The organism is Saccharopolyspora galaxeae, from assembly GCF_016526145.1.
Lineage (GTDB): Bacteria > Actinomycetota > Actinomycetes > Mycobacteriales > Pseudonocardiaceae > Saccharopolyspora_C > Saccharopolyspora_C galaxeae.
Genome location: NZ_JADDUE010000006.1, coordinates 368,149 through 386,763, shown reverse-complemented (window position 1 = coordinate 386,763; position 18,615 = coordinate 368,149). Strand labels below are relative to the sequence as shown.

Genomic DNA, 18,615 nt, shown 5'->3' with positions numbered 1-18,615 from the left:
CTCGAAGATCAGCCTTCCGGGGACATGTGGCAACGCACGTGGCCGCTATCGCACGATTCCGCAGCGTGATCGAAAACATGCGGTACGTAATCATAGCCACCCCGCGAGGACGTGATCCAAGTGCGGGTCCGCTGCTCGTTCGTGCAGCGGCGAGGACGAACTTCCAGCCGTGCACGCCGAACGCGCCACGCGAGCACCGCGACGCCCGCGGCGCTGCCGTGATCAGCCGAAGGGCGAGCCGCCGAGGGCTTCGCGCCCGTGCGGGGTGTGCCAGCCGGACAGGTCCGGGCCCGCGGGGATGATGCCGGTCGGGTTGATCTGCGCGTGCGTGCCGTAGTAGTGCCGCTTGATGTGCTCGAAGTCCACGGTCTCGCCGAACCCGGGCGTCTGGAACAGGTCGCGCGCGTAGGCCCACAGCACCGGAAGCTCGGTGAGCTTGTGCCGGTTGCACTTGAAGTGCCCGTGGTAGACGGCGTCGAAGCGGACCAGCGTGGTGAACAGCCGCACGTCGGCCTCGGTGATGTGCTCGCCGACCAGGTAGCGGCGGTTCTGCAGGCGGTCGGACAGCTCGTCGAGGCGGTTGAACAGCTTCTCGAAAGCTTCCTCGTACGCCTGCTGCGAAGTGGCGAAACCGCATCGGTAGACGCCGTTGTTCACGTCCTGGTACACCGCCGCGTTGATCTCGTCGATCTCCGTGCGCAGGTGCGCGGGGTAGAGGTCCGGAGCGCCGGGCTGGTGCAGCTCGGCCCACTCGGTGGCGAAGTCCAGCGTGATCTGCGGGTAGTCGTTGGTGACCACCTGCCCGGATTCGACGTCGACGATCGCGGGCACGGTGTAGCGGCCGCTGAACTCGGGGTCGGTCGCCAGGTACGCCTCGGACAGGAACGACAGGCCGGTGACCGGGTCGCGCCCCTGCGGGTCGAGGGTGAACCGCCAGCCGCGCTCGTCGCGCAGCGGATCGACGACGCCGAGCGAGATCGCGTCCTGCAGGCCGAGCAACCTGCGCACGATCACCGAGCGGTGCGCCCACGGGCACGCCAGGCTCACGATCAGCCGATAGCGGCCCGGTTGCACCGGCCTGCCGGAGGAGCCGTCGGCGGTGATGCGGTCGGTGAACCGGTTCGCCTGCCGCACCCACGCGCCGCCGCGGGAGGTTTCACTGCCGAACTGCGCGGTCGCCATACCGCCAGCCTAGGAGCCGACCCCGCTTCGCGACGACCTTTCCCACTCCCCGGAGGGGACGTACCGAGCGAACGGACCGTTCGTCCCGATAGATCAGGCGAAGGTTCCGCTCACCCGGAACCGCCGGGGTTGGCCCGACACGCGCGGACGTCATCCGCCGGGAGCGGTCGCCTGTGGCGCGAAGAAGGATCAGCCGGCGCGGTGGGCCAGGACGTCGGCGTGGCAGGGCTTGGGGGCGCACCAGCAGCCGAGGGCGCGGCCGGAGAGTTCGCCCTTGCGGATGCGCTCGAGCAGGTTCGGCTGTTCGTCCAGCCACTGGTCGTAGTGGCGCACCATCGCCTCGCGGTCCGACTTCGCCTCCTTGATGAACGGGCTGGCGAAGTCCGAAGCGGGCCAGGAATGCCGGTTGCCGGAATGGCCGACGTAGCTGAGCAGGTCCTCGTCCTGCAACCAAGGCACCAGGTGCTTGTGCGGGCCGCTCTTGCGGACGTTGACCACGACCGCGTGGCCGTCGAGCAGCTGCTCGGCGCGTTCCCGCTCGTCGTCGGTCCAGCGATCGGCCTCCGCGGGCAACTGCTCGACCTTCTTGGCCATGTCCACCACCTCCCGGCCGCAGGATGCCCGGCGGCTGCCGCGGCTCACACGTCGGTGATGCGCAGCCCGGCGTGCGCCTTGTAGCGGCGGTTGATCGCGATGATGTTGGCGGTCAGTGCCTCCACCTGGCGCGCGTTGCGCAACCGGCCGCCGTAGATGCCGCGCACTCCGGGGATCGCGTCCGCGAGACCGCGCACCACGTCGGTCGCCTCCCGGTCGTCGCCGAGCACCAGCACGTCCAGGTCGACATGCGTGACCGACAGGTCCGCCAGGGTGACCGCCGAAACGTGGTGGAACGCCGCGGTGACCCGCGAGTCCGGCAGCAGCGCCTCCGCCTGCTGGGCAGCGGAGCCCTCGGGCACGTCCAGCGCGTACGGCCCCTTCTTGTCGAAACCGAGCGGGTTCGCGCAATCGACGACGATCTTGCCTGCGAGCTGCTCCCGCACCGACCGCAGCGTGTCCTCGTGGCCGTCCCACGGCAGCGCCGCGATGACGATGTCCGCGTCGGCGGCGCAGGTCGCGTTGTCCGCACCGGTCACCGAACCGCCGGAGGTCTCGGCGATCTCCGCGGCGGCCTCCTGCGCCCGCTCCGCCTTGCGGGAACCGATGACGACCCGCCTGCCCTCGCTCGCCCAGCGGATCGCCAGGCCCTTGCCCTGCGCGCCGGTGCCGCCGAGCACCCCGATGGTCAACTCCTCAGCCACGACGGGCCTCCTCGTCATCAACTCGCAACGCTGCACTCCCACCATCCGCACCCCGGCGCGGCAGCGCCAGAGCGGCCCGCTGTGCTTCGCGACACTGAACCGCACATCGGCGGGCCGCTGATCCGGTGCGGATGAATGTCCCATCCGCACCGCCGGAAAGATCAACTGCCCCGGCGCTCGCAACGTTCATATGCCCTTGCAGTCATATACCGGTTTGGTTATATTGACCCCATGACCAGCCCGTTCGAGGTGCTCGCGGAACCTCACCGCCGACGAATCCTCGACCTGCTGCTCGAACGGCCGCGGCTGGTCGGCGACCTCACCGAACAAACCGGCTTGACCCAGCCCGGGACGTCCAAGCACCTCCGGATGCTGCGCGAGGCCGGTCTGGTGCGGGTCCGCCAGGACGGCCAGCGCCGGTGGTACGAACTGCGACCCGAACCGCTCGCGGAAGTCGACCGGTGGCTGAACCCGTACCGCGAGCTCTGGGAGGACCGCCTCGACGCGCTCGAACGACACCTGGAAACGATGGCCGACACCGACCCGACGGACTGAGCACCGAGGCGCCACCAGCGCGAACTTCTCGAGGAGGCCGGACAGATGGAGCACCATCTCGGAAACCTGCGCACCGTCGACGGGCGGCCGGTGCTGCGGTTCGAACGCGAACTCGCCCACCCGCCGGAGAAGGTCTGGAAAGCCGTCACCGACCCCGCCGAGCTGGCGCACTGGTTCCCGGCGAACATCGAATCCGAACCGGCGATCGGCGCAGCGATGCGGTTCAGCTTCGGCGACGACGCGCTGGACGGTGGCGGGCAGTACGCGCACGGCGAGGTCCTCGAGTTCGACCCACCGAAGGTCTTCGCGTTCCGCTGGGTCGACGACGTGCTGTGCTTCGAGATCATCGCGGACGGTGCGGGATGTCGGCTCGTGTTCACCTACACCATGGGCGGTACGGACACCACCAACGACCGGCCGTCCGTGGCGCGCACCGGACCGGGGTGGGACATCTGCCTCGCGTTCCTGGCGGCACGGCTGGATGGCGGTCCTGCACCCCAACCGGACGATGCCTGGTTCCTCGACCGCGCCGAGCGCTACGTCGAGGAGTTCGGCCTGGGTGAGGGCGAACTCCGCGATGCAAGAGATGGGTACCTCGTGCGCTTCGAGCGCGATCTGACGCAGTCGGTCGAACAGGTGTGGGCGGTGTTGATCGACGGCCGCCAGCCGGTCACCGGCGAGGTACCCCCGCTCCGGTTCACGCACGGCTACTTCGACGCCGGTGCGGTCACGACATCCGATGCACCGCACGCCCTCGAATACGTGTGGATCCGGGGTGGATCCACGGCAGGCCACGTGCGCTTCGAACTGAACCGCCAGCAGCCGCTCGGCTGCCGCCTCGTGGTCACCCAGGCGCTGCCCGCCGAATCGGCCGAGCTCGTCCCCACCGCCCTCGCGGCGTGGCAAACGCACCTCGAATTGCTCTTCGCGACGCTGAACGGCACGGCTCGCTGCTGGCCTGCGGACCGAACCGATCAGCTCGCCGCGATGTACGCCGGGCGACTCGAACCCTGAGCCGCAGGCCCGCCGCAAGATCGGGCAGTGCGACTTTCAGCAGTGTGAGCCGGGACTTCGCGACCAACGCGGGGCTTCCGGGGAAGGGTTCAGGCCGCGGAGAAGGCGACCGAGCGGCGCACCGGATCGGCGTCGGTGAGGCGCACCCGCACCCGCTTGCCCTCCGCGAGCCCGTCGCCCGTGCAACGCGCGATCACCGGCGGATCCGGCACGAACACCTCGGCATCACCGGAACCGCTGCGCAGCACCGTCGCCGGGAACACAGCGCCGACCCGGCCGGACAACGCCCACGCCTGCGCCTGGGCCAGGCACGCGCGGTCCACCTGGGTGGCGACCCGGTCCGAAGTGCCCATCGCCGAAGGCAGCGCGGTCAGCGCCGTACGCACCCACTCCGGAACCTCGCGGCCCGCGTCGACCGCGAGGCAGACCTCCGCGCCGTAGCGGTCGACCAGGCGCCGCAGCGGGGCGGTGACGTGCGCGTAAGGAGCTCCGATGCCGGCGTGCCGCGGTTTCGACGGTGCGCCGCGCTCGAACGAGGTGTAACCGGCACCGCGCAGCAGCCGGGTCGCGGCCACGTGCACCGCCAGCGCCTCGGGACGCACCGGGTCCAGCCCGGCCAGCGCCTCCGCGGGCGGCAGATCCTCCGGCCACTCCACGCCCAGCTCGGCCGCCGAGCGGCGCAGCGCAGCCACCGTCGCGGGCTCCGGGTCGGGCACCGTGCGCAGGATGCCGAGGCCGGAACCGAGCATCATCTCCGCCGCGCACATGCCGGTGAGCAGCGAGATCTCCGCGTTCCACTCCTCGACCACCAGCCGCGGCCGCAGCGCCAGCCGCCAGCCGCCGGTGCTGTCCGCCTCGACCTGCTGCTCCGGCACGCCCAGCTCGATCGCGCCGCGCGCTAACGCCTGCGCGCGGCGCAGCTTGCCGACCTGCGGCAACAGCTCGATCGACGGGTGCGCGCGGCCGGCCCGCAGCGACCGCTGCACGCCCTCGTAGTCCAGCTGCGCCACCGAGCGCACCAGCGCGCGGCGCACGTCCCACCGCTGCGCGACGCCATCGGAGTCCAGGTCGATCGTCCAGAGCGCAGCCGGGCGCACCTGGTCCGGGAGCAAGCTCGCGGCCCCTTCGGACAGCAGCGTCGGATGCAGCGGCACGTTGCCGTCCGGCAGGTACAGCGTCTGACCCCGGCGCCGCACCTCGGCGTCCAGCGCTCCCCCGGCCGGCAGGTAGGCGGCGACGTCCGCGATCGCGTAATGGATCCGGAACCCGCCGCGGCGACGGCGCAGCAACACCGCCTGATCCAAGTCCTTCGCCCCGGGCGGATCCACCGTCACCAGCGGCAGGTCCGTGGCGTCGAAGCGCTCACCCGTCGATTCCGGCTGGGCGACGGTGCGCTCCACCTCGCTGAGCACGGCTGCCGGGAACTCCACCGGCAAACCGAAATCCGCGCGAACGGCGGCGAAATCGCGATCGGGCGAACGGCGCTGGCGCGGGGTGCGGCCCGGCGGACCGGCGACGACATCGGTACCACCACGTGGAACCTGTGCCGTCGCCATCGCGGCTCAGTCCTCGCCCTCGGACCAGCGGCGCTCGGCATCGTCCGCGGCTTTCGTGCGCTCCCGGGCTATCTCCAGGGCGTGCTCGGCGGACTCGCGGTCGGCATACGGCCCCAGCCGGTCGGCTGCGCGGCATCCCGCGGTGGGCTCGACCTGCTGGTGCTTCAGGCAGAAGTACCAACCTTTGGCGGCCATGGTCCGAGCCTCGCACGCGGGGGCGTCACGTGTCACGCCTTGAGCGCGCCAAGCCGCATCGCGTCTCGAGCGATCGGGCGCCGATCACCACGCAGGAGGCGGTGGGGCGCCTGGGGCGGGCTGCGATCCGCCCGGCGGCCTGCCCGGGATCGGGTCGAGGCAGGACACCAGGACGTGGTGGTTGGCCGGGTCGTCGACGCGCCTGCCGTCGCGCATCCGGTACTCCAGCTCGCCGTCGTCACCGACCTCCACGGTGCAGCCGACCTCGGCCAGCTGGTCGTCGTCCAGGTCCGAGAGCCGCTCGTAGCGCGAGGGAACCACCCGGTACACCGGCCACTGCAGGTGCCCGAACGCCTGGTGCAGCTCCGCCAGCAGGTGGCGCATGTGCTGCTGCCACGGCAACGGCATCGACTCCGCCAGCGAACGCGGCAGCACCGCGTAGTTGCCGTCGACCCCGTGCCCGGACCGGGACAAGTAGTCACCCAGGGGCGTGCTCGAGGCCGGGGGTGCGGAACGCCGCGGAATGGGGTCAGGGGTGAACATGCTTCCTCCCGGTGTAGGACGCCGTGGGGCGCGGCCCCGGATCAAGGTTGCCACACCTGGCGATCGCGATCAGCCGGTCCGAACCACCCGTGTCGGTATCAACCGGCCGCCTGCGCGGGGGTGTCCGCGGCCGGGCGCACCACCGTCGGAAGCAGCTCGCCGCCGTCCCACATCTTCGTCCGCTCCACCGACTCACCGGGCTGCGGCGCGTGCAGCACCTCGTTGTTGCCCAAGTAGAGCGCCACGTGGTGGATCGCCGCGGGTTCCCGGCCGTGGCCCCAGAACACCAGGTCCCCCGGCTGCGCCTGCTCCAGCGCGATGTGCGCGCCGCCCTGGGTGTACTGGGACTGCGAATACTTCGGAATGTCCACACCGGACGCTTTCCAGGCCATCTGGGTCAGCCCCGAGCAGTCGAACGCCGTCGGTCCGGCCGCGCCCCACACGTACGGCTTGCCGACCTGGTCGTCGGCGTAGTCGATCGCCTTGCCGGCCAGCACGTTCGACGAGGCCATGTCCTCGCAACCGCTGAACCCGGGAACCTGGCCCTTGGTGCTGACCAGGTGCGCGGCCATCGGCTCCCACTGGTGGTAGCGCATCGGGTAGGCGGATCGCTCCACCCGCTGGGCCGCGGCGCCGGGCCGCATCTCCTCCCAGCCCGGCACCTCCAGCAACGTGTCGTAGAACTTGTTGATCTGGTAGTTCACGTCGGTGATCTGGGCGACGCTGCCCCAGCCCATCGACGGCCGCATCTGGAAGATGCCCAGCGAATCCCGGTCGCCGTGGGTCAGGTTCGCCAGGTTCGACTCGGTCTTGCCCGCCTGGATGGCGATCTGCATGGCCCGCGGCGACATGCCGCGCTGCTGGCCGATCTCGATGATGCGCTGCGCGATGCCGACCGACTCCTGCTGCAGCGCGGCGGCGTCGCGCTCTCCGCGCCCCTTGCCGTCGCCCCACGGGCCGAGGCTCGCGCTGCAATCCCCCCAGCTCTGCGCACCGCGCCCGGCCGTGAGCAGCACGCTGAGCGCACCGACCCCGACCAGCCCGGCGAAACCGGCCAGCACGACGATCGCCACCAGGAGTTTTCGCATGTCAGCTCACCTTGTCGTAGCCGGAGACGCGCCATCCCTGCGGTGTGTTGATCACTTCTACCTGGACGTCCCCGCCGTCGGTGGGCAGCCGCACGTCCATCGAGTTCGCGGTGGAACGCTGCGCCGCGGGCGGGCCGGTCACCGCCGTGGCGGGCACGTTCGCCGGGTCGATCGTGGCCATCTCGGTGATGAACTCTTCGGTGGTGTACGGCGCGAGGCGCTGCACCCACTCCGGCGCGGCCGTGCCCGGCGGGTGGTTCACCCACTGCTTGCCCCACGCCTCGACCACCGATAAGCCCTGCGGGCTCGGCGGCGCGGGCGGGGCTGGGGTGTTCGGCACCCGGAACGTCGGCGGCGCGGCGACCGGCGTGCTCGGCGCGGCCGGGACTTCCTGGCGCTGGCCCGTCGTGTCCGGCCGCGGGGTGCGGCTCACCGGCAGCGGATCGGGCAGCAGGATCCCGATGGTCGTGGCCAGCGCCGCCAGCACGATCACCGTGCCCACCAGGTGCTTCGGCGAGCGCAGCGGCCAGCCCCACAGCCTCCGGTAGACCGCGGCGCGCCCGCGGTGCGTTCGGATCGGCATCGCGCGTTCCCCTTCACACCACCGGGCGGGTGCGCGCCCGCCCGGGTCGTTGCTGCTCAATCCTCATCGGCGACCTCCAGGCCGCGCGATGGCCGGTACACCACGTGCATCGACCTGCCGGAGACCACTTCCATGTCGGACCGCCGCGACGTCGCGGGCTCCGGCACCACCGGAGTCACCCCGCTGTCCACACGGGACGGGACGAGCACCGGATCCTCGTCGTGGCGCCGGTCCCACGAGGCATCGGCCACCGGTGCGGTGTCCACGACCCGGCTGACCCGGCCCTCCGGCAGCGCCGCGGCGCCACCCGGCCGGCGTGGCGCCGCCGGTCCGGACGCGGGCAACGCCTGACCGGAGGAGCCGCCCCCGGTCGCGGCAGAGGCACCCGGCAGCGCGGTCCACGGGGAACCCTGCTGGTCCAGGCGTTGCGCAGTGGCCGAAACCGACTGGTGCTCGGCCTCCGGCCTGCCCTGGCGCCTGCCGCGCTGCGCGGCCGGGTCGGGCGGCGGCGCGTCCGGATCGGATTCCCGCACCTGGTCCCAGAAATCCCCGCTCGGATCGTCGCGCCTGCCGGAACGGCCGCGGAACCGGGAGAACACGCCGCGGGAAGCCTGCGCGACGCCGCCCGAGCCGCCGACCGAGAGCTGCACCATCTGGCCCATCCGCTGCACCGGTTTGCCGACCATCAGGAACACGACCGTCACCAGCCCGGCCAGCAGGATCTGCGCCAGCGGCTGGAATCCGCGCAGCGGGTTGAAGATCCACGCCAGCACCCAGGTGTGCAGCCCGGCCATCGCGGAGATCACCAGCACGTTGAGCATCGCCGCGCCCGCGACCCGGCCGACCGCCCGCAGGATCTGCTGGTTGAGCAGCGCTACCAGGCCGATCAGCGGACCGGCCAGCACGATCACCCGCAGCAGCACCTGCGCCAGCAGGATCGCGACCTTGGCGATCAACTGGAACGAGGCGAACGCGAAGCTCTGCAGCAGCGCGAGCACCGACGCGCCGACGCGGCTGCCCTCCACCCCTTGGAAGGTGCCGTAGGCGCTGCCCATCCGGCCCGCGACGTTCTCGAACGCCTGCTTCTTCGGCTCCGGCGAACCGGCGTCCAATCCGGCCCGGACCTCTTGCTTGGTCCAGGCTTGCGCGCGCAGCAGTTCCCGGCCGAGCTGCTGGGCCTGCGGCCCCTCCGGATCACCGAACTCGCCGCGCAGCCAGTTCTGGTAGACGACCTGGTCGTGCAGCAGCGTCGGCAGCGCGTTGACCCGATCGACGCCGACGTTCTGCAGGAACCCGGCCTGCACCGCCGAAGTTCCCTTGATCACGACCTCGTCCAGGGCGTGGGTGTAGAGCAACGGCGTCAAGTAGGTCGCCGAAGCCAGCCACAGCCCCGCGAGCGCCCACATCGTGCGCTTGCCGATCGTGGCCAGGTCGCCCTGCCAGATGTAGCGGAACAGCAGCACCGCCAGGATCAGCGCGGCGACCCCGAACCACGGCGTGAAGACGCTGTCGTAGAGCGCCACGGTGCCGGTGGAGATCAGGTCGTCCAGCGGAGCGACCAGCCCGGTCCCGAGCAGCGAGTAGTGCAGCCCGTTGGTGATGCCGACGACGTTCTTGGCGAGGTTGAACAGCTCGTTGCCGAGCCAGGTGTCCACCAGCGCGTTCGGGTTGGTCACGCCCTGCGGACCGCAACCGAGGTCGTAGGTGTTCCACACCAGACCGGCGTAACCGACCTCGTCGTAGGCGCTGCCGGGCGTGCCCACGCCCAACGGCGCCCGGTCGAGCTCGCCGACCATCCCGGACCCCGGCCGCTCCGGGTTCGGCGCCTCCTTGCAGTCGAAGCCCTGCGCGGAGGCGGGTGCGCCGATCAGCGCCTGGATGCCGACCAGCACGGCCAGCACCAGCAGCGTCGACCGGCTCGCGCGACCGCGGGTGCGGCGGCGGACGAGCAGCGCCACGGCCACGATCAGCGCCGCCATGATCGTGGGCGCGACCAGCGAACTCACCGCTGCTCTTCTCCGCCTCGACCGGACCGCTGCTGCGGGTCGGTGCCGTTGCCGTGCTGTTCACCCTGCCCGATGCCGACGGTTTCCAGTTCGAGCTCGTCGAAGCCTTCGAGCTCTTCGTCGTAGTCGTCCTCGGGCGGCGCGGACGGTGGCGGTGGCCTGTCCGAGTTCGCCGCACCCTCGCCGCCGGGCAGCGACAGCCGCTCGGAGCTCTCGTCCTCGCCGACCGGCGTGGTGTCCAGCGCGTTGCGCAGGTGCTCCAGGTGCGGGCCGCCGAAGTCGATGCGGATGCGCTCCACCCCGCCCGCGCCGTCGCCGAAGATGAACTGGCGCGGCGAGCGGTCCCGCTCGCTGTTGTTGCGCGCCGGCCCCGGCCTGCGGCCCAGCGCCGAGACCACCTGCTCGTAGCCCGCGTCGACCGGCACCTTCAGCAGCCGCAGCGCGTCGGCCTGGGCCTGCTCGTCGTCCAGCCTGCCCACGAACACCGAGTCCAAAAGGGACACGAAGCCCTGGATCCGCAGGAAGTCCGCGGGGATCTGGCTGGACAGCAGCACCCGCACGTTCCACTTGCGGGAGTCGCGGGCGAAGCGGTTCATCAGCACCCGCCCGGTCGGCACCTCGGACAGGAAGAACGCCTCGTCGATCCAGACGCCCTTGCGCTCGTTCTTCGGCCGCTCGTAGACCGAGCGCTGGGTCAGCCACGCCGCCAGGTTCAGCATCTCCACGCCGAGCGCTTCGGCGTCGGTCCAGTGCTCGCGCCCGACGCCGTCCTTCGGCAGCGTCAGCCCGGCCATGGTCAGCACCGTGAGCCGGTCCTCGCGGGTCTCCGAGTACGGGTCGGCGTCGGCCTCCGGGATCAGCAGCGACATCCGCTCGCGGAGCTCGTCCAGGAAGTCGGCCACCACCACGGCGTGCTCGTGGTGTTCGGACGCGTCCCGGCGCAGCGCCTCGAAGACCATGCCGGGGTGCGCGTCCGGGCGGCCGCCGACCGCCCGCACCGCGCGCAGCAGCACGATCCTGGTCTGCGGCAGCCGCGCCACCTCGTAGGGCAGCAGCCCGGTGAGCACGTCCAGCACCAGGCGCCGCCGGGTCGCCGCGGCGAGCGCGCGTTCGCGCCGCCAGCCGCGCTCGGGGTCTTCCTCGTCGACGAAGTGATCCAGCTGCGGCTCGGCCACCACCCGGTACGGGTTGAGGATGCCCGGCTGGGCGTTGAGCAGGTTGATCGGGCGCGCGTACGGCCGCAGCTCGGGCAGCTTGCACAGTTCCGCCAGCGGCCCGGACGGGTCCAGCAGCGTCCAGTGCGCCCCGGCGCGCAACGTCTTGTAGACGAGTCCGCCGCCGAGGAACGACTTGCCGCCACCGAGTCCGGCGACCATGGCCGTGAGCCCGGATGCGTCGCGGATCTCCTGCGCCATCCACGGGTCCCACGCCACCGGCCGCCGAGTCGCGGTGCAGGTCTCACCGAGCATCACGCCGCGCCGGTCACCGACCTCCGCGGTCGCCTGCGGCACCGCCGCGGCCGCCCACACCACCGAACCGCGGCGCAGGTAGGCACCGGAGGCCAGCTGCTCGCCCGGGATGAACTCGCGGGCCATCGCGTACTGCGCCTCGGGGTGCTCGATGGCGACCTTCGGCTTGTACAGGTCAAGGATCTGCTGGGCCAGCTTGAGCGCGTCGCGCTCGGTGGGGCCGGAGACCGCCAGCCGCCACCACGAGCGCACGCGGGTGGCGAGCGCGGTGAAACCGGTGGTCATCTCGTCGTCGATCTCCAGCACCCGGCCCGCCTGGCGGGACAGCGAGGTCGGCGGCTCCAGGCCGTGTTCCTCGGTGTAGTGGCGAACCTGCGAGCGCACCTTGTTCATCTGGCGCTGCAGCTCGCCGCCGACGTCCTCCGGGCGGCGCACGTAAATCCGCGCGGACCACTCCACCGGGGCGGGCAGCCGGTCGGAGTGCTGCAACCACGGGTCGTCGACCTCCGGGACCTGCAGGCCGTGCGTCTGGCCCACGGTCAGCACCGCGACGTGCCTGCTGACACCGGCGTTGGAGCCGGTGCGGCCGCGCACCGTGGCGGTCGGCGCGTACGGCTCCTGGTGCAGGTCGGCCGCATCGGTGAACGAGGCCAGGTCCTCGGGCTCCCACGCCGCGCCGGGCACCGCGGGCATGTTGCGCGGCGCGGGCAGGCCCAGCGAGCAGGACCGGTGCATCAGCCAGGACATCTCCTCGGCGGTGACCGGGCGGCCGTCCAGCCCGGCGGATCCGATCACCTGGTCCAGGTGCTCGATCTCGCTGTCCAGGGCGACGAGTTCGGCGTCCACGGCCTCCGGGAACACCCTGCGCAGCAGCGGCGCGGCGCGCTCGACCGCGCGGTCCACCACGTTGCGGGTCTGTACCTGGACGCCGAGGTAGACCTCCTTCTCGGCCATCGACCGGCCCATCAGCTGCTGCTGCTCGCCGACCATGTAGTCGTCGAAGCTCAGCGCACCCGGGCTGTCCGGCAGCGCACCGCGGGCGTTGTGCACGTGCGCCTCGGCCCACATCCGGATCGGGTACGGGCGGCTGGTGACCCGCAGGTGCATCCAGCGGCCCTGCAGCTCCGCGTACTGCCCGGCGATCGCCGCGATCAGGTCCTGGCGCTGCGAGTCCGAGCGGAACGACCAGCGCTGCGAGGACAACCGGTACCAGGCGAACACGTCCTGCCCGGTGCGCAGCAGGTGCCCGTCGATGGAGCGGGCGGCGATCGACGGCGTGTAGCTGGGCAGGCTCTGCTCGTCGGGCAGCCTGCGGTCCTTGCGCTTGCCCTTCGATCCGGCGCCCTTCGCCCCCGCGCCGCGGGCGCGCTGGGGCGTGCCGGGAACCTGAGCCTGGCGCTCACCGCCGCGACGGCGACCGAACACCGCGAACCTCCTTGCTACGCGCTCGCCCGCGGGTGGGCCTGCCTTGGCCCGCGGACCTCCTGGGGCGGCGGACGGGCTGCTGCCCCGTCCCGGTGCTGCGCTGGGATCGGGCGGGCCGCCCGCCCCGCCCGGCCGCGCCCTGCTGCTCGGCCGGGCCGGTGCGCTTGCTGGTCTGCTTGGGCTTGGGCCTGGGACGTTCGGCGCGCACCCGCAGCTTGGCCGCGCCTGCCGCTCCGCCGCGTCCCGCGGTGCTCTCCCGTGGCGCGGTCAGCTCACGCAACCACATGGTCAGCACCGCCCCTAGCGGCCGTTCGTGGGTGATCCGGGAACACACGATCCGCGTAACCACGATCGTGATGATCACCGCCCACGCGGTGGAGAAGAACCCGAAGCCGATGTTCATCCGGCGTTCCACCGCGAGCACGGCCAGGAACACCACGGTTCCCACGCCCCATGCCACGTAGCGGGCTCGCCACGGGAAGGTCGCCTTCGGCGGGCCGAGCCAGACGGCGTCGACCCGGTAGACCTCGTCGTCGGTGCGGATCCGCACGGCCGATCACCCGCTGGTGCTGAACAGGCCGGCGATAAAGGTGCCGATGTCCACGCCCGCCCCGGTGACCGCGAAGCCGATCAGCGCCAGCGCGACGAAGACGCCGACGACGCGGCGCATCACTCCGGCGTTGTCGCCCTTGCCGCCGCCGAGCCACAGCAGCAGCAGCGCAACGGTCAGCAGCAGCAGCGGCAACAGATTGTTGATGATCCACCCGCGGATGCCTTCTGTGCCGAGACCTGTCTGCTGCGCCAGCGGATCCATCGCAGCTTGCACGTGCGCCAACGTTTCCAGCGGCATGGCGGTCATCTTGTTACCCCTGAGTGCGTGAAGGGTCGTCGGGTAGGTGCTGCGGCCCGCCGGATCTTCCCGGCACGCCGGTACGAGTAGAACATGACATGGTCACCAGCAGTAGTGTTCGGCCGGGCGGGCTCGGCGTCCCGGACCGCGGATCACCACTCCGCTGGTCCATTCGGGGTTGGCTCGTTCGGAGCAGCGGGCGGGTAAGGGCGAGGCCGGTCGCGGTGCCGGATCGCGAATCCCTGCTCGTTCACCCTGTTGCGAATCCCTTCCACACGCACCGTGCACGAAACGGCCGGTCAGTGGAATTGCGCACACCACGCCGCCGTGCCGGACCGCCGCCTGCGGCCCCTTCCGGGACCCGTCCGGCGGTGATCTTGACTGCATCCAGCGTAGCGTTCCGGCCCGCCACGCTGCCGCGCAGGTCGCGGCACGGGCGGTGACCAGCGGGCTCCCGGTGGGCGGAACGCGGGAGCGGTCGAACACCGCCGGACGGCGCCGTTGAACGTCCACTCAGGACGGCTAAGGCGGCGCCGGTTTCGCCCGATCCGCCCTTCGAGGACCACCAGCCGTGGCGCCACCCCGCGGAAATCACGCCGCGGACGCGAGTTCCTCCCGGAACACACCGAGGGCGGCAGCGAGGTGCTCCTGCGCCGACCCGCCGAGGCTCCATCCGTCCACGGTGGACTCCAGCGACCGGTCGCGCACGAAGCACGCGGGCGCGATCCGCTGCGCACCGTGCTCGCGCAGGAGCCGCCGCGCGGCGTAATCCACCCCCGATGCTTGAGCCTGCGTCGCACCCAGGCCCACGACCTGCACCGTTCCCCGCAGCGGGGGCATCAGTTCCAGCCAGGTCCGGACCAGGCGGCTCATCGGCGCCTCGTAACACGGCGTGATCAACACGACTCCTGCGGAGCCGGTGAGCAGCCGCCGGGTCCAGCGCAGCGCGGGCGCATCGGCGTCGCCCGCCAGCAGCGCGGACTCCGGCAGCTGGTGCAGCGGGACGGCGCGCATCCGGAAACCGTTGCCGTGCAACGCTTCGGTGCTGACCCGCGCCAGCTCTTCGAGTTTCGAACCGGGACGTGCGGCGGCGACGACGGTGATGATCGGTGACATGACCGGACTTCCTGCTCGGTGTGCACGGGCGCGACGGGTTCAGCAGGAAGAACAACGAGCACCGTTGACGCGCGCGAAGTCCACGTAGCGGCGACGGGTCAACGCGGCGGCGGTCATGGCGCCAGTAGAACCGGCCGCGGCGGCCCGGGCAACGACGTCCGCGCATCGGAACGCCGGGTGCCGGGAACGCCGGCCGCCGGGGCGCTGGGTGCCGGGACGCTGGGTGCCGGGGTACCGGGAGGCGGCGACTAGAATGGACCGGCGCGGATGAGTCGACCGGGCGGTCGCGGCGCGGGCGCGACCCGCGTCGAGGAAAGTCCGGACTCCACAGGGCAGGGTGGTTGCTAACGGCAACCCGGGGTGACCCGCGGGAAAGTGCCACAGAAACCAGACCGCCCGGCCCGATTCGGGCCGGGTAAGGGTGAAAAGGTGGTGTAAGAGACCACCAGCGTCCCGGGTGACCGGGACGGCTCGGTAAACCCCACCCGGAGCAAGGCCAAGAGGGCACCGCGAGGTGCCTGCGCAGGTGCTCGAGGGCTGCCCGCCCGAGCCTGCGGGTAGGCCGCTGGAGCCTGCCGGCGACGGCAGGCCGAGATGGATGACCGCCGAACGGGACGGCCGCAAGGCCCCCGGGAACAGGATCCGGCTTACAGGTCGGCTCATCCGCGCACTAACCGGAAGAACGAGCGGCCCGATCGACCGGATCCGTTGACTCCTCGAAGCCGGCCCGCCCGAGACGCCCGCACCTCACCTCGCCGCGGCGGCAACGGAGTCCGGAGTGAACCCCGCGCTGTTCGGGCACTGGCCGACACGCGCGCACACCGCTCGATCCAGGGCGAACTTCCCGGAGTGAACGGACCGTTGGTCCGGCTAGATTGGACGAACAGGCCGTTCACTCGGAAACGGCCGCCGGGTCAGGGCAGGTGGGAGATGTCGTTGACCAGGCGGACCGAAGCGTTCGCGTCGGGGTAGAACTCGACGATCGACAGCGACGCGAGGTCCAGGTGCAGCCGGTAGAAGATCTCCGGGCCGACGCCGAGTCCGAGTCGCAGCAGCGCCTTGATCGGGGTCACGTGGCTGACCACGATCACCGTGCTGCCCGCGTGCCGGTCCAGGATCTCGTCGCGGGCCGCGGTGACCCGACGGAACGCGGCGTCCAGGCTCTCGCCATCCGGCGGTTCCACGGTGGAGTCGCCGAGCCAGCGGCGGTGCAGCTGGGCGTACTTCTCCGCGGCCTCCGAGAACGTCAGCCCTTCCCACGCGCCGAAATCGGTCTCCAGCAGGCCGTCCAGGTACGACGGCTCGCCGCCGGTGGCCGCGGCCACGGCCTCGGCGGTCTGCCGGGTGCGGGTCAGCGGGGAGGCCACGATCGGCGCCGCACCCGCTTCGGTGCGCACGCCGTCCATCCCGGCCAGGCGTTTCGCCGCGGCCACGGCCTGCCGCTGCCCGAGATCGGTCAGCGGCACGTCGCCGCGCCCCGAGTAGCGGCGGTCCACCGACATCTCGGTCTGCCCGTGCCGCAGCAGCAGCAGCTTCGTCGGGGAACCGGTGGCGCCGGTCCAGCCCGCGGGCTGCGTGCGGGACTCGGCCTTCGCCGGTTTCGCAGCAACATCCGCAGCCGATCCGGCAGCAGCGTCCGCAGCCCTACCGGCCGAAACATCCGCCTCCGACCCGGCGAAATCGTCCGCGGCAGCGCTGTCCGCAGCCCCGGCAGCGGGTGTGCGCTCGATCCCGGCCTGGCTGTCCATCGCCGCGTTGGCCAGCCGGTCCGCGTGCGCGTTGCGCTCCCGCGGGATCCACTCGAACCGCACCGCGGCGAACGCGGCCACCAGATCCTTCGCCTGCGCCGCAAGGGGTTGCAGCGCCGCGTGCTTGATCCGCCAACGCCCGCTGAGCTGCTCGACGACCAGCTTCGAGTCCATCCGGACGTCGACCTCGTCCGCCCCGAGCTCGGCAGCGGCCCGCAATCCGGCCAGCAGCCCCTCGTACTCGGCCACGTTGTTCGTGGCGACCCCGAGCCCGAGCGAGCGCTCGGCCAGCACCGCCCCGTCGGCGTCGCGCACCACCGCACCGCAGCCGGCCGGTCCCGGGTTGCCCCGCGAACCGCCGTCGGCTTCGACGACCACCCGCATCAGGAGCCCTTGCGGACCAGGATCGCGCCGCACTCCTCGCAGCGGACCACGTCATCGGCGGCGGCGTCGCGCAGGTCGGTGAGCTTGGCGCGGTCCAGCTCGATCCGGCACGCGCCGCAGCGGTTGCCCTGCAGCAGCCCGGCCCCGACGCCCTTGGCCTCGCGGATCCGGTCGTAGGTGGCCAGCAGCTGCTCCGGCAGGTCCGCGGTCAGCACCTCGCGCTCGGACTTGCGCTTGACCTCGGTGCTGTCCAGGTCGGCCAGCGCCTCGTCCCGGCGGTGCTGGGCGTCGGCGAGCTTGTCCTCGGCGGCGGTGACCTCGCCGCGGGCGTGCTCGACGTCGGTCTCCACGGCCTCGCGCTGCTCCATGACCTCCAGCAGCTCGTCCTCCAGGTTGCCCTGGCGGCGGGCGAGGGTCTGCAGCTCGTGCTGCAACTCCTCCAGCTGCTTGGACGAGCCGCCGGAATCCATCAGCTGCCGGTCCCGCTGCTCGCGCTTGCGGACCTGCTCGATCTCGGTCTCCAGCCGCTTGGCGTCCCGGTCGATGTCGCCGAACGAGGTCTGCGCGGCGACCAGCGCGTCCCGCTTCGCCTGCGCGTCGCGTTCGGCGCCGCCGATCTCCTCCAGTTCGGGCAGCGTCCGGCGCCGGTGGTTGACCCGGTTCAGTTCGGCGTCCACCTCCGCGAGGTCGAGCAACCGGTGCTGCACGGCGGGGTCGGCTTTCACGCGAGCGTCCTCCCTGCGTCGGGGGCCGCACCGGAGGCATGGGTGGTCCACGGATCGGTGCGGCGAGTGGAGACAAGAACCTCGACAGTATCCGGCAGCGCCGCGCCGACCACGTCGGCCGCCTGCTGGCACCACGGCCACTCGCTGGCCCAGTGCGCCACGTCCACCAGCGCGGGCACCTGCTTGCCGGGGAGGTCGCCGCGAGCGATGTGCTCGCCCGCCGGGTGGTGGCGCAGATCGGCGGTCACGTAGGCGTCCACCTCGGCGGCCAGCGCGGTGTCCAGCTGCGAGTCGCCCGCGCCGCCGCAGACCGCGACGGTCTTGATCTCCCGTTCCGGATCGCCCGCGCCGCGCACGCCCCATGCGGTGCTGGGCAGGTTCGTGGCCACCCGCTCGACGAAGCGCGCGAACGGTTCCGGCTGCGGCAGCGAACCGATCCGGCCGAGGCCGGTGCTCGCGCCCTCCTGGTGCGGCGCCAGCGGCGCGCTGACGGTCAGTCCGAGCGCGTCGGCCAGCGCGTCCGAGACTCCGACTGCGGCGGTGTCGGCGTTGGTGTGCGCGCAGTACAGGCCGATCCCGGAGCGGATCAGCCGGTGCACCAGGTGCCCCTTGGGGTCGTCGGCGGGCACCCCGTGCACGCCGCGCAGCAGCAGCGGGTGGTGCGCGACCAGCAGTTGTGCGCCGAAGTCCGCGGCTTCGTCCACAGTGGCCTCCACCGGGTCGACGCAGAACAGCACCCGCTGCACCGCGGCCGCCGGATCGCCGCAGACCAGGCCGACCGCGTCCCACTGCTCGGCCAGCTCCGGCGGGTACGCCGCCTCCAGCGACTCCACGACGTCCCGAATCCGCACGGTCATCCGATTCGCACCCCTCGCTGC

General features: G+C 71.8%; 18 protein-coding genes and 1 other RNA gene. 3 read left to right on the top strand and 16 right to left on the bottom strand.

Going from position 1 to position 18,615, the window contains the following annotated elements; all coding sequences use genetic code 11:
• Positions 1 to 222: 222 nt before the first annotated feature.
• From INP57_RS16585 to npdG, 3 genes are all read right to left on the bottom strand, one after another.
• Positions 223 to 1,182 carry a glutathione S-transferase family protein gene (locus tag INP57_RS16585; RefSeq protein ID WP_200071114.1) on the bottom strand — a complete coding sequence of 320 codons (960 nt, stop codon included), beginning with the start codon at positions 1,180 to 1,182 and terminating at the stop codon, positions 223 to 225.
• A gap of 189 nt (positions 1,183 to 1,371) precedes the next feature.
• Positions 1,372 to 1,776, bottom strand: a complete 405-nt coding sequence (locus tag INP57_RS16580) for a DUF4326 domain-containing protein (RefSeq protein WP_200071113.1) — start codon at positions 1,774 to 1,776, stop codon at positions 1,372 to 1,374.
• A 44-nt stretch (positions 1,777 to 1,820) separates the two neighbouring features.
• Complete coding sequence (gene npdG / locus INP57_RS16575; protein ID WP_233627648.1) at positions 1,821 to 2,498, bottom strand: NADPH-dependent F420 reductase; 678 nt, start codon at positions 2,496 to 2,498, stop codon at positions 1,821 to 1,823.
• A 213-nt stretch (positions 2,499 to 2,711) separates the two neighbouring features.
• Here npdG and INP57_RS16570 point away from each other — a divergent pair, with 213 nt between their 5' ends.
• Both INP57_RS16570 and INP57_RS16565 read left to right on the top strand, forming a co-directional pair.
• Entirely contained in the window at positions 2,712 to 3,035 is a 324-nt protein-coding gene (locus INP57_RS16570) for an ArsR/SmtB family transcription factor (protein WP_200071111.1), read from the top strand.
• Positions 3,036 to 3,080: 45 nt separating this feature from the next.
• Positions 3,081 to 4,049: an SRPBCC family protein gene (locus INP57_RS16565; RefSeq protein ID WP_200071110.1), complete on the top strand. Its 969-nt coding sequence runs from the start codon at positions 3,081 to 3,083 to the stop codon at positions 4,047 to 4,049.
• A gap of 89 nt (positions 4,050 to 4,138) precedes the next feature.
• Here the strand turns inward: INP57_RS16565 and INP57_RS16560 are convergent, their stop codons facing one another.
• The 10 genes from INP57_RS16560 to INP57_RS16515 all read right to left on the bottom strand — a co-directional run bounded on the left by INP57_RS16560 (position 4,139) and on the right by INP57_RS16515 (position 14,880).
• Entirely contained in the window at positions 4,139 to 5,605 is a 1,467-nt protein-coding gene (locus INP57_RS16560) for an RNB domain-containing ribonuclease (protein WP_200071109.1), read from the bottom strand.
• A 6-nt stretch (positions 5,606 to 5,611) separates the two neighbouring features.
• Positions 5,612 to 5,800, bottom strand: a complete 189-nt coding sequence (locus tag INP57_RS16555) for a hypothetical protein (protein WP_200071108.1) — start codon at positions 5,798 to 5,800, stop codon at positions 5,612 to 5,614.
• 84 nt (positions 5,801 to 5,884) lie between these two features.
• Positions 5,885 to 6,343, bottom strand: coding sequence for a hypothetical protein (locus tag INP57_RS16550; protein WP_200071107.1), 459 nt, complete (start codon positions 6,341 to 6,343; stop codon positions 5,885 to 5,887).
• Between the two features lie 98 nt (positions 6,344 to 6,441).
• The gene (locus INP57_RS16545; RefSeq protein ID WP_200071106.1) at positions 6,442 to 7,431 is read right to left on the bottom strand and encodes a C40 family peptidase; all 990 of its coding nucleotides are present in this window, start codon (positions 7,429 to 7,431) and stop codon (positions 6,442 to 6,444) included.
• A gap of 1 nt (position 7,432) precedes the next feature.
• Positions 7,433 to 8,014, bottom strand: a complete 582-nt coding sequence (locus INP57_RS16540) for a hypothetical protein (protein ID WP_200071105.1) — start codon at positions 8,012 to 8,014, stop codon at positions 7,433 to 7,435.
• Between the two features lie 56 nt (positions 8,015 to 8,070).
• Positions 8,071 to 10,020 carry a hypothetical protein gene (locus tag INP57_RS16535; protein WP_307850120.1) on the bottom strand — a complete coding sequence of 650 codons (1,950 nt, stop codon included), beginning with the start codon at positions 10,018 to 10,020 and terminating at the stop codon, positions 8,071 to 8,073.
• The gene (locus tag INP57_RS16530; protein ID WP_200071104.1) at positions 10,017 to 12,914 is read right to left on the bottom strand and encodes an ATP-binding protein; all 2,898 of its coding nucleotides are present in this window, start codon (positions 12,912 to 12,914) and stop codon (positions 10,017 to 10,019) included. Before INP57_RS16530 ends, INP57_RS16535 begins: the two co-directional genes overlap by 4 nt.
• Positions 12,889 to 13,464: a hypothetical protein gene (locus tag INP57_RS16525; protein ID WP_200071103.1), complete on the bottom strand. Its 576-nt coding sequence runs from the start codon at positions 13,462 to 13,464 to the stop codon at positions 12,889 to 12,891. Before INP57_RS16525 ends, INP57_RS16530 begins: the two co-directional genes overlap by 26 nt.
• A gap of 6 nt (positions 13,465 to 13,470) precedes the next feature.
• Positions 13,471 to 13,773 (bottom strand): hypothetical protein, encoded by a 303-nt coding sequence (locus tag INP57_RS16520; RefSeq protein ID WP_374220949.1) that lies wholly within the window; start codon positions 13,771 to 13,773, stop codon positions 13,471 to 13,473.
• A gap of 582 nt (positions 13,774 to 14,355) precedes the next feature.
• The gene (locus tag INP57_RS16515) at positions 14,356 to 14,880 is read right to left on the bottom strand and encodes an NAD(P)H-dependent oxidoreductase (RefSeq protein ID WP_200071102.1); all 525 of its coding nucleotides are present in this window, start codon (positions 14,878 to 14,880) and stop codon (positions 14,356 to 14,358) included.
• A gap of 268 nt (positions 14,881 to 15,148) precedes the next feature.
• Here INP57_RS16515 and rnpB point away from each other — a divergent pair.
• Positions 15,149 to 15,546: RNase P RNA component class A (gene rnpB / locus INP57_RS16510), an RNA gene on the top strand.
• A gap of 248 nt (positions 15,547 to 15,794) precedes the next feature.
• Here rnpB and INP57_RS16505 read toward each other — a convergent pair.
• Genes INP57_RS16505 through INP57_RS16495 form a run of 3 tightly spaced genes read right to left on the bottom strand, consistent with a single transcriptional unit; the run spans position 15,795 to position 18,594 of the window.
• Positions 15,795 to 17,012, bottom strand: coding sequence for a bifunctional RNase H/acid phosphatase (locus tag INP57_RS16505; RefSeq protein WP_200071101.1), 1,218 nt, complete (start codon positions 17,010 to 17,012; stop codon positions 15,795 to 15,797).
• Positions 17,012 to 17,737, bottom strand: a complete 726-nt coding sequence (locus INP57_RS16500) for a zinc ribbon domain-containing protein (protein WP_200071100.1) — start codon at positions 17,735 to 17,737, stop codon at positions 17,012 to 17,014. Before INP57_RS16500 ends, INP57_RS16505 begins: the two co-directional genes overlap by 1 nt.
• A complete protein-coding gene (locus INP57_RS16495; RefSeq protein ID WP_200071099.1) occupies positions 17,734 to 18,594 on the bottom strand; it encodes a Nif3-like dinuclear metal center hexameric protein in 861 nt (286 codons plus the stop codon). The genes INP57_RS16500 and INP57_RS16495 overlap by 4 nt, the downstream gene beginning before the upstream one ends.
• Positions 18,595 to 18,615: the final 21 nt, after the last annotated feature.

What these genes read in the sequence shown, in the direction of transcription:
- INP57_RS16555 (WP_200071108.1), bottom strand. Translation starts at nt 5,800, where the DNA reads ATGGCCGCCAAAGGTTGGTACTTCTGCCTGAAGCACCAGCAGGTCGAG.
- INP57_RS16550 (WP_200071107.1), bottom strand. Translation starts at nt 6,343, where the DNA reads ATGTTCACCCCTGACCCCATTCCGCGGCGTTCCGCACCCCCGGCCTCG.
- INP57_RS16565 (WP_200071110.1), top strand. Translation starts at nt 3,081, where the DNA reads ATGGAGCACCATCTCGGAAACCTGCGCACCGTCGACGGGCGGCCGGTG.
- npdG (WP_233627648.1), bottom strand. Translation starts at nt 2,498, where the DNA reads ATGACGAGGAGGCCCGTCGTGGCTGAGGAGTTGACCATCGGGGTGCTC.
- INP57_RS16580 (WP_200071113.1), bottom strand. Translation starts at nt 1,776, where the DNA reads ATGGCCAAGAAGGTCGAGCAGTTGCCCGCGGAGGCCGATCGCTGGACC.
- INP57_RS16570 (WP_200071111.1), top strand. Translation starts at nt 2,712, where the DNA reads ATGACCAGCCCGTTCGAGGTGCTCGCGGAACCTCACCGCCGACGAATC.
- INP57_RS16540 (WP_200071105.1), bottom strand. Translation starts at nt 8,014, where the DNA reads ATGCCGATCCGAACGCACCGCGGGCGCGCCGCGGTCTACCGGAGGCTG.
- INP57_RS16520 (WP_374220949.1), bottom strand. Translation starts at nt 13,773, where the DNA reads ATGACCGCCATGCCGCTGGAAACGTTGGCGCACGTGCAAGCTGCGATG.
- INP57_RS16505 (WP_200071101.1), bottom strand. Translation starts at nt 17,012, where the DNA reads ATGCGGGTGGTCGTCGAAGCCGACGGCGGTTCGCGGGGCAACCCGGGA.
- INP57_RS16495 (WP_200071099.1), bottom strand. Translation starts at nt 18,594, where the DNA reads ATGACCGTGCGGATTCGGGACGTCGTGGAGTCGCTGGAGGCGGCGTAC.
- INP57_RS16560 (WP_200071109.1), bottom strand. Translation starts at nt 5,605, where the DNA reads ATGGCGACGGCACAGGTTCCACGTGGTGGTACCGATGTCGTCGCCGGT.
- INP57_RS16515 (WP_200071102.1), bottom strand. Translation starts at nt 14,880, where the DNA reads ATGTCACCGATCATCACCGTCGTCGCCGCCGCACGTCCCGGTTCGAAA.
- INP57_RS16585 (WP_200071114.1), bottom strand. Translation starts at nt 1,182, where the DNA reads ATGGCGACCGCGCAGTTCGGCAGTGAAACCTCCCGCGGCGGCGCGTGG.
- INP57_RS16545 (WP_200071106.1), bottom strand. Translation starts at nt 7,431, where the DNA reads ATGCGAAAACTCCTGGTGGCGATCGTCGTGCTGGCCGGTTTCGCCGGG.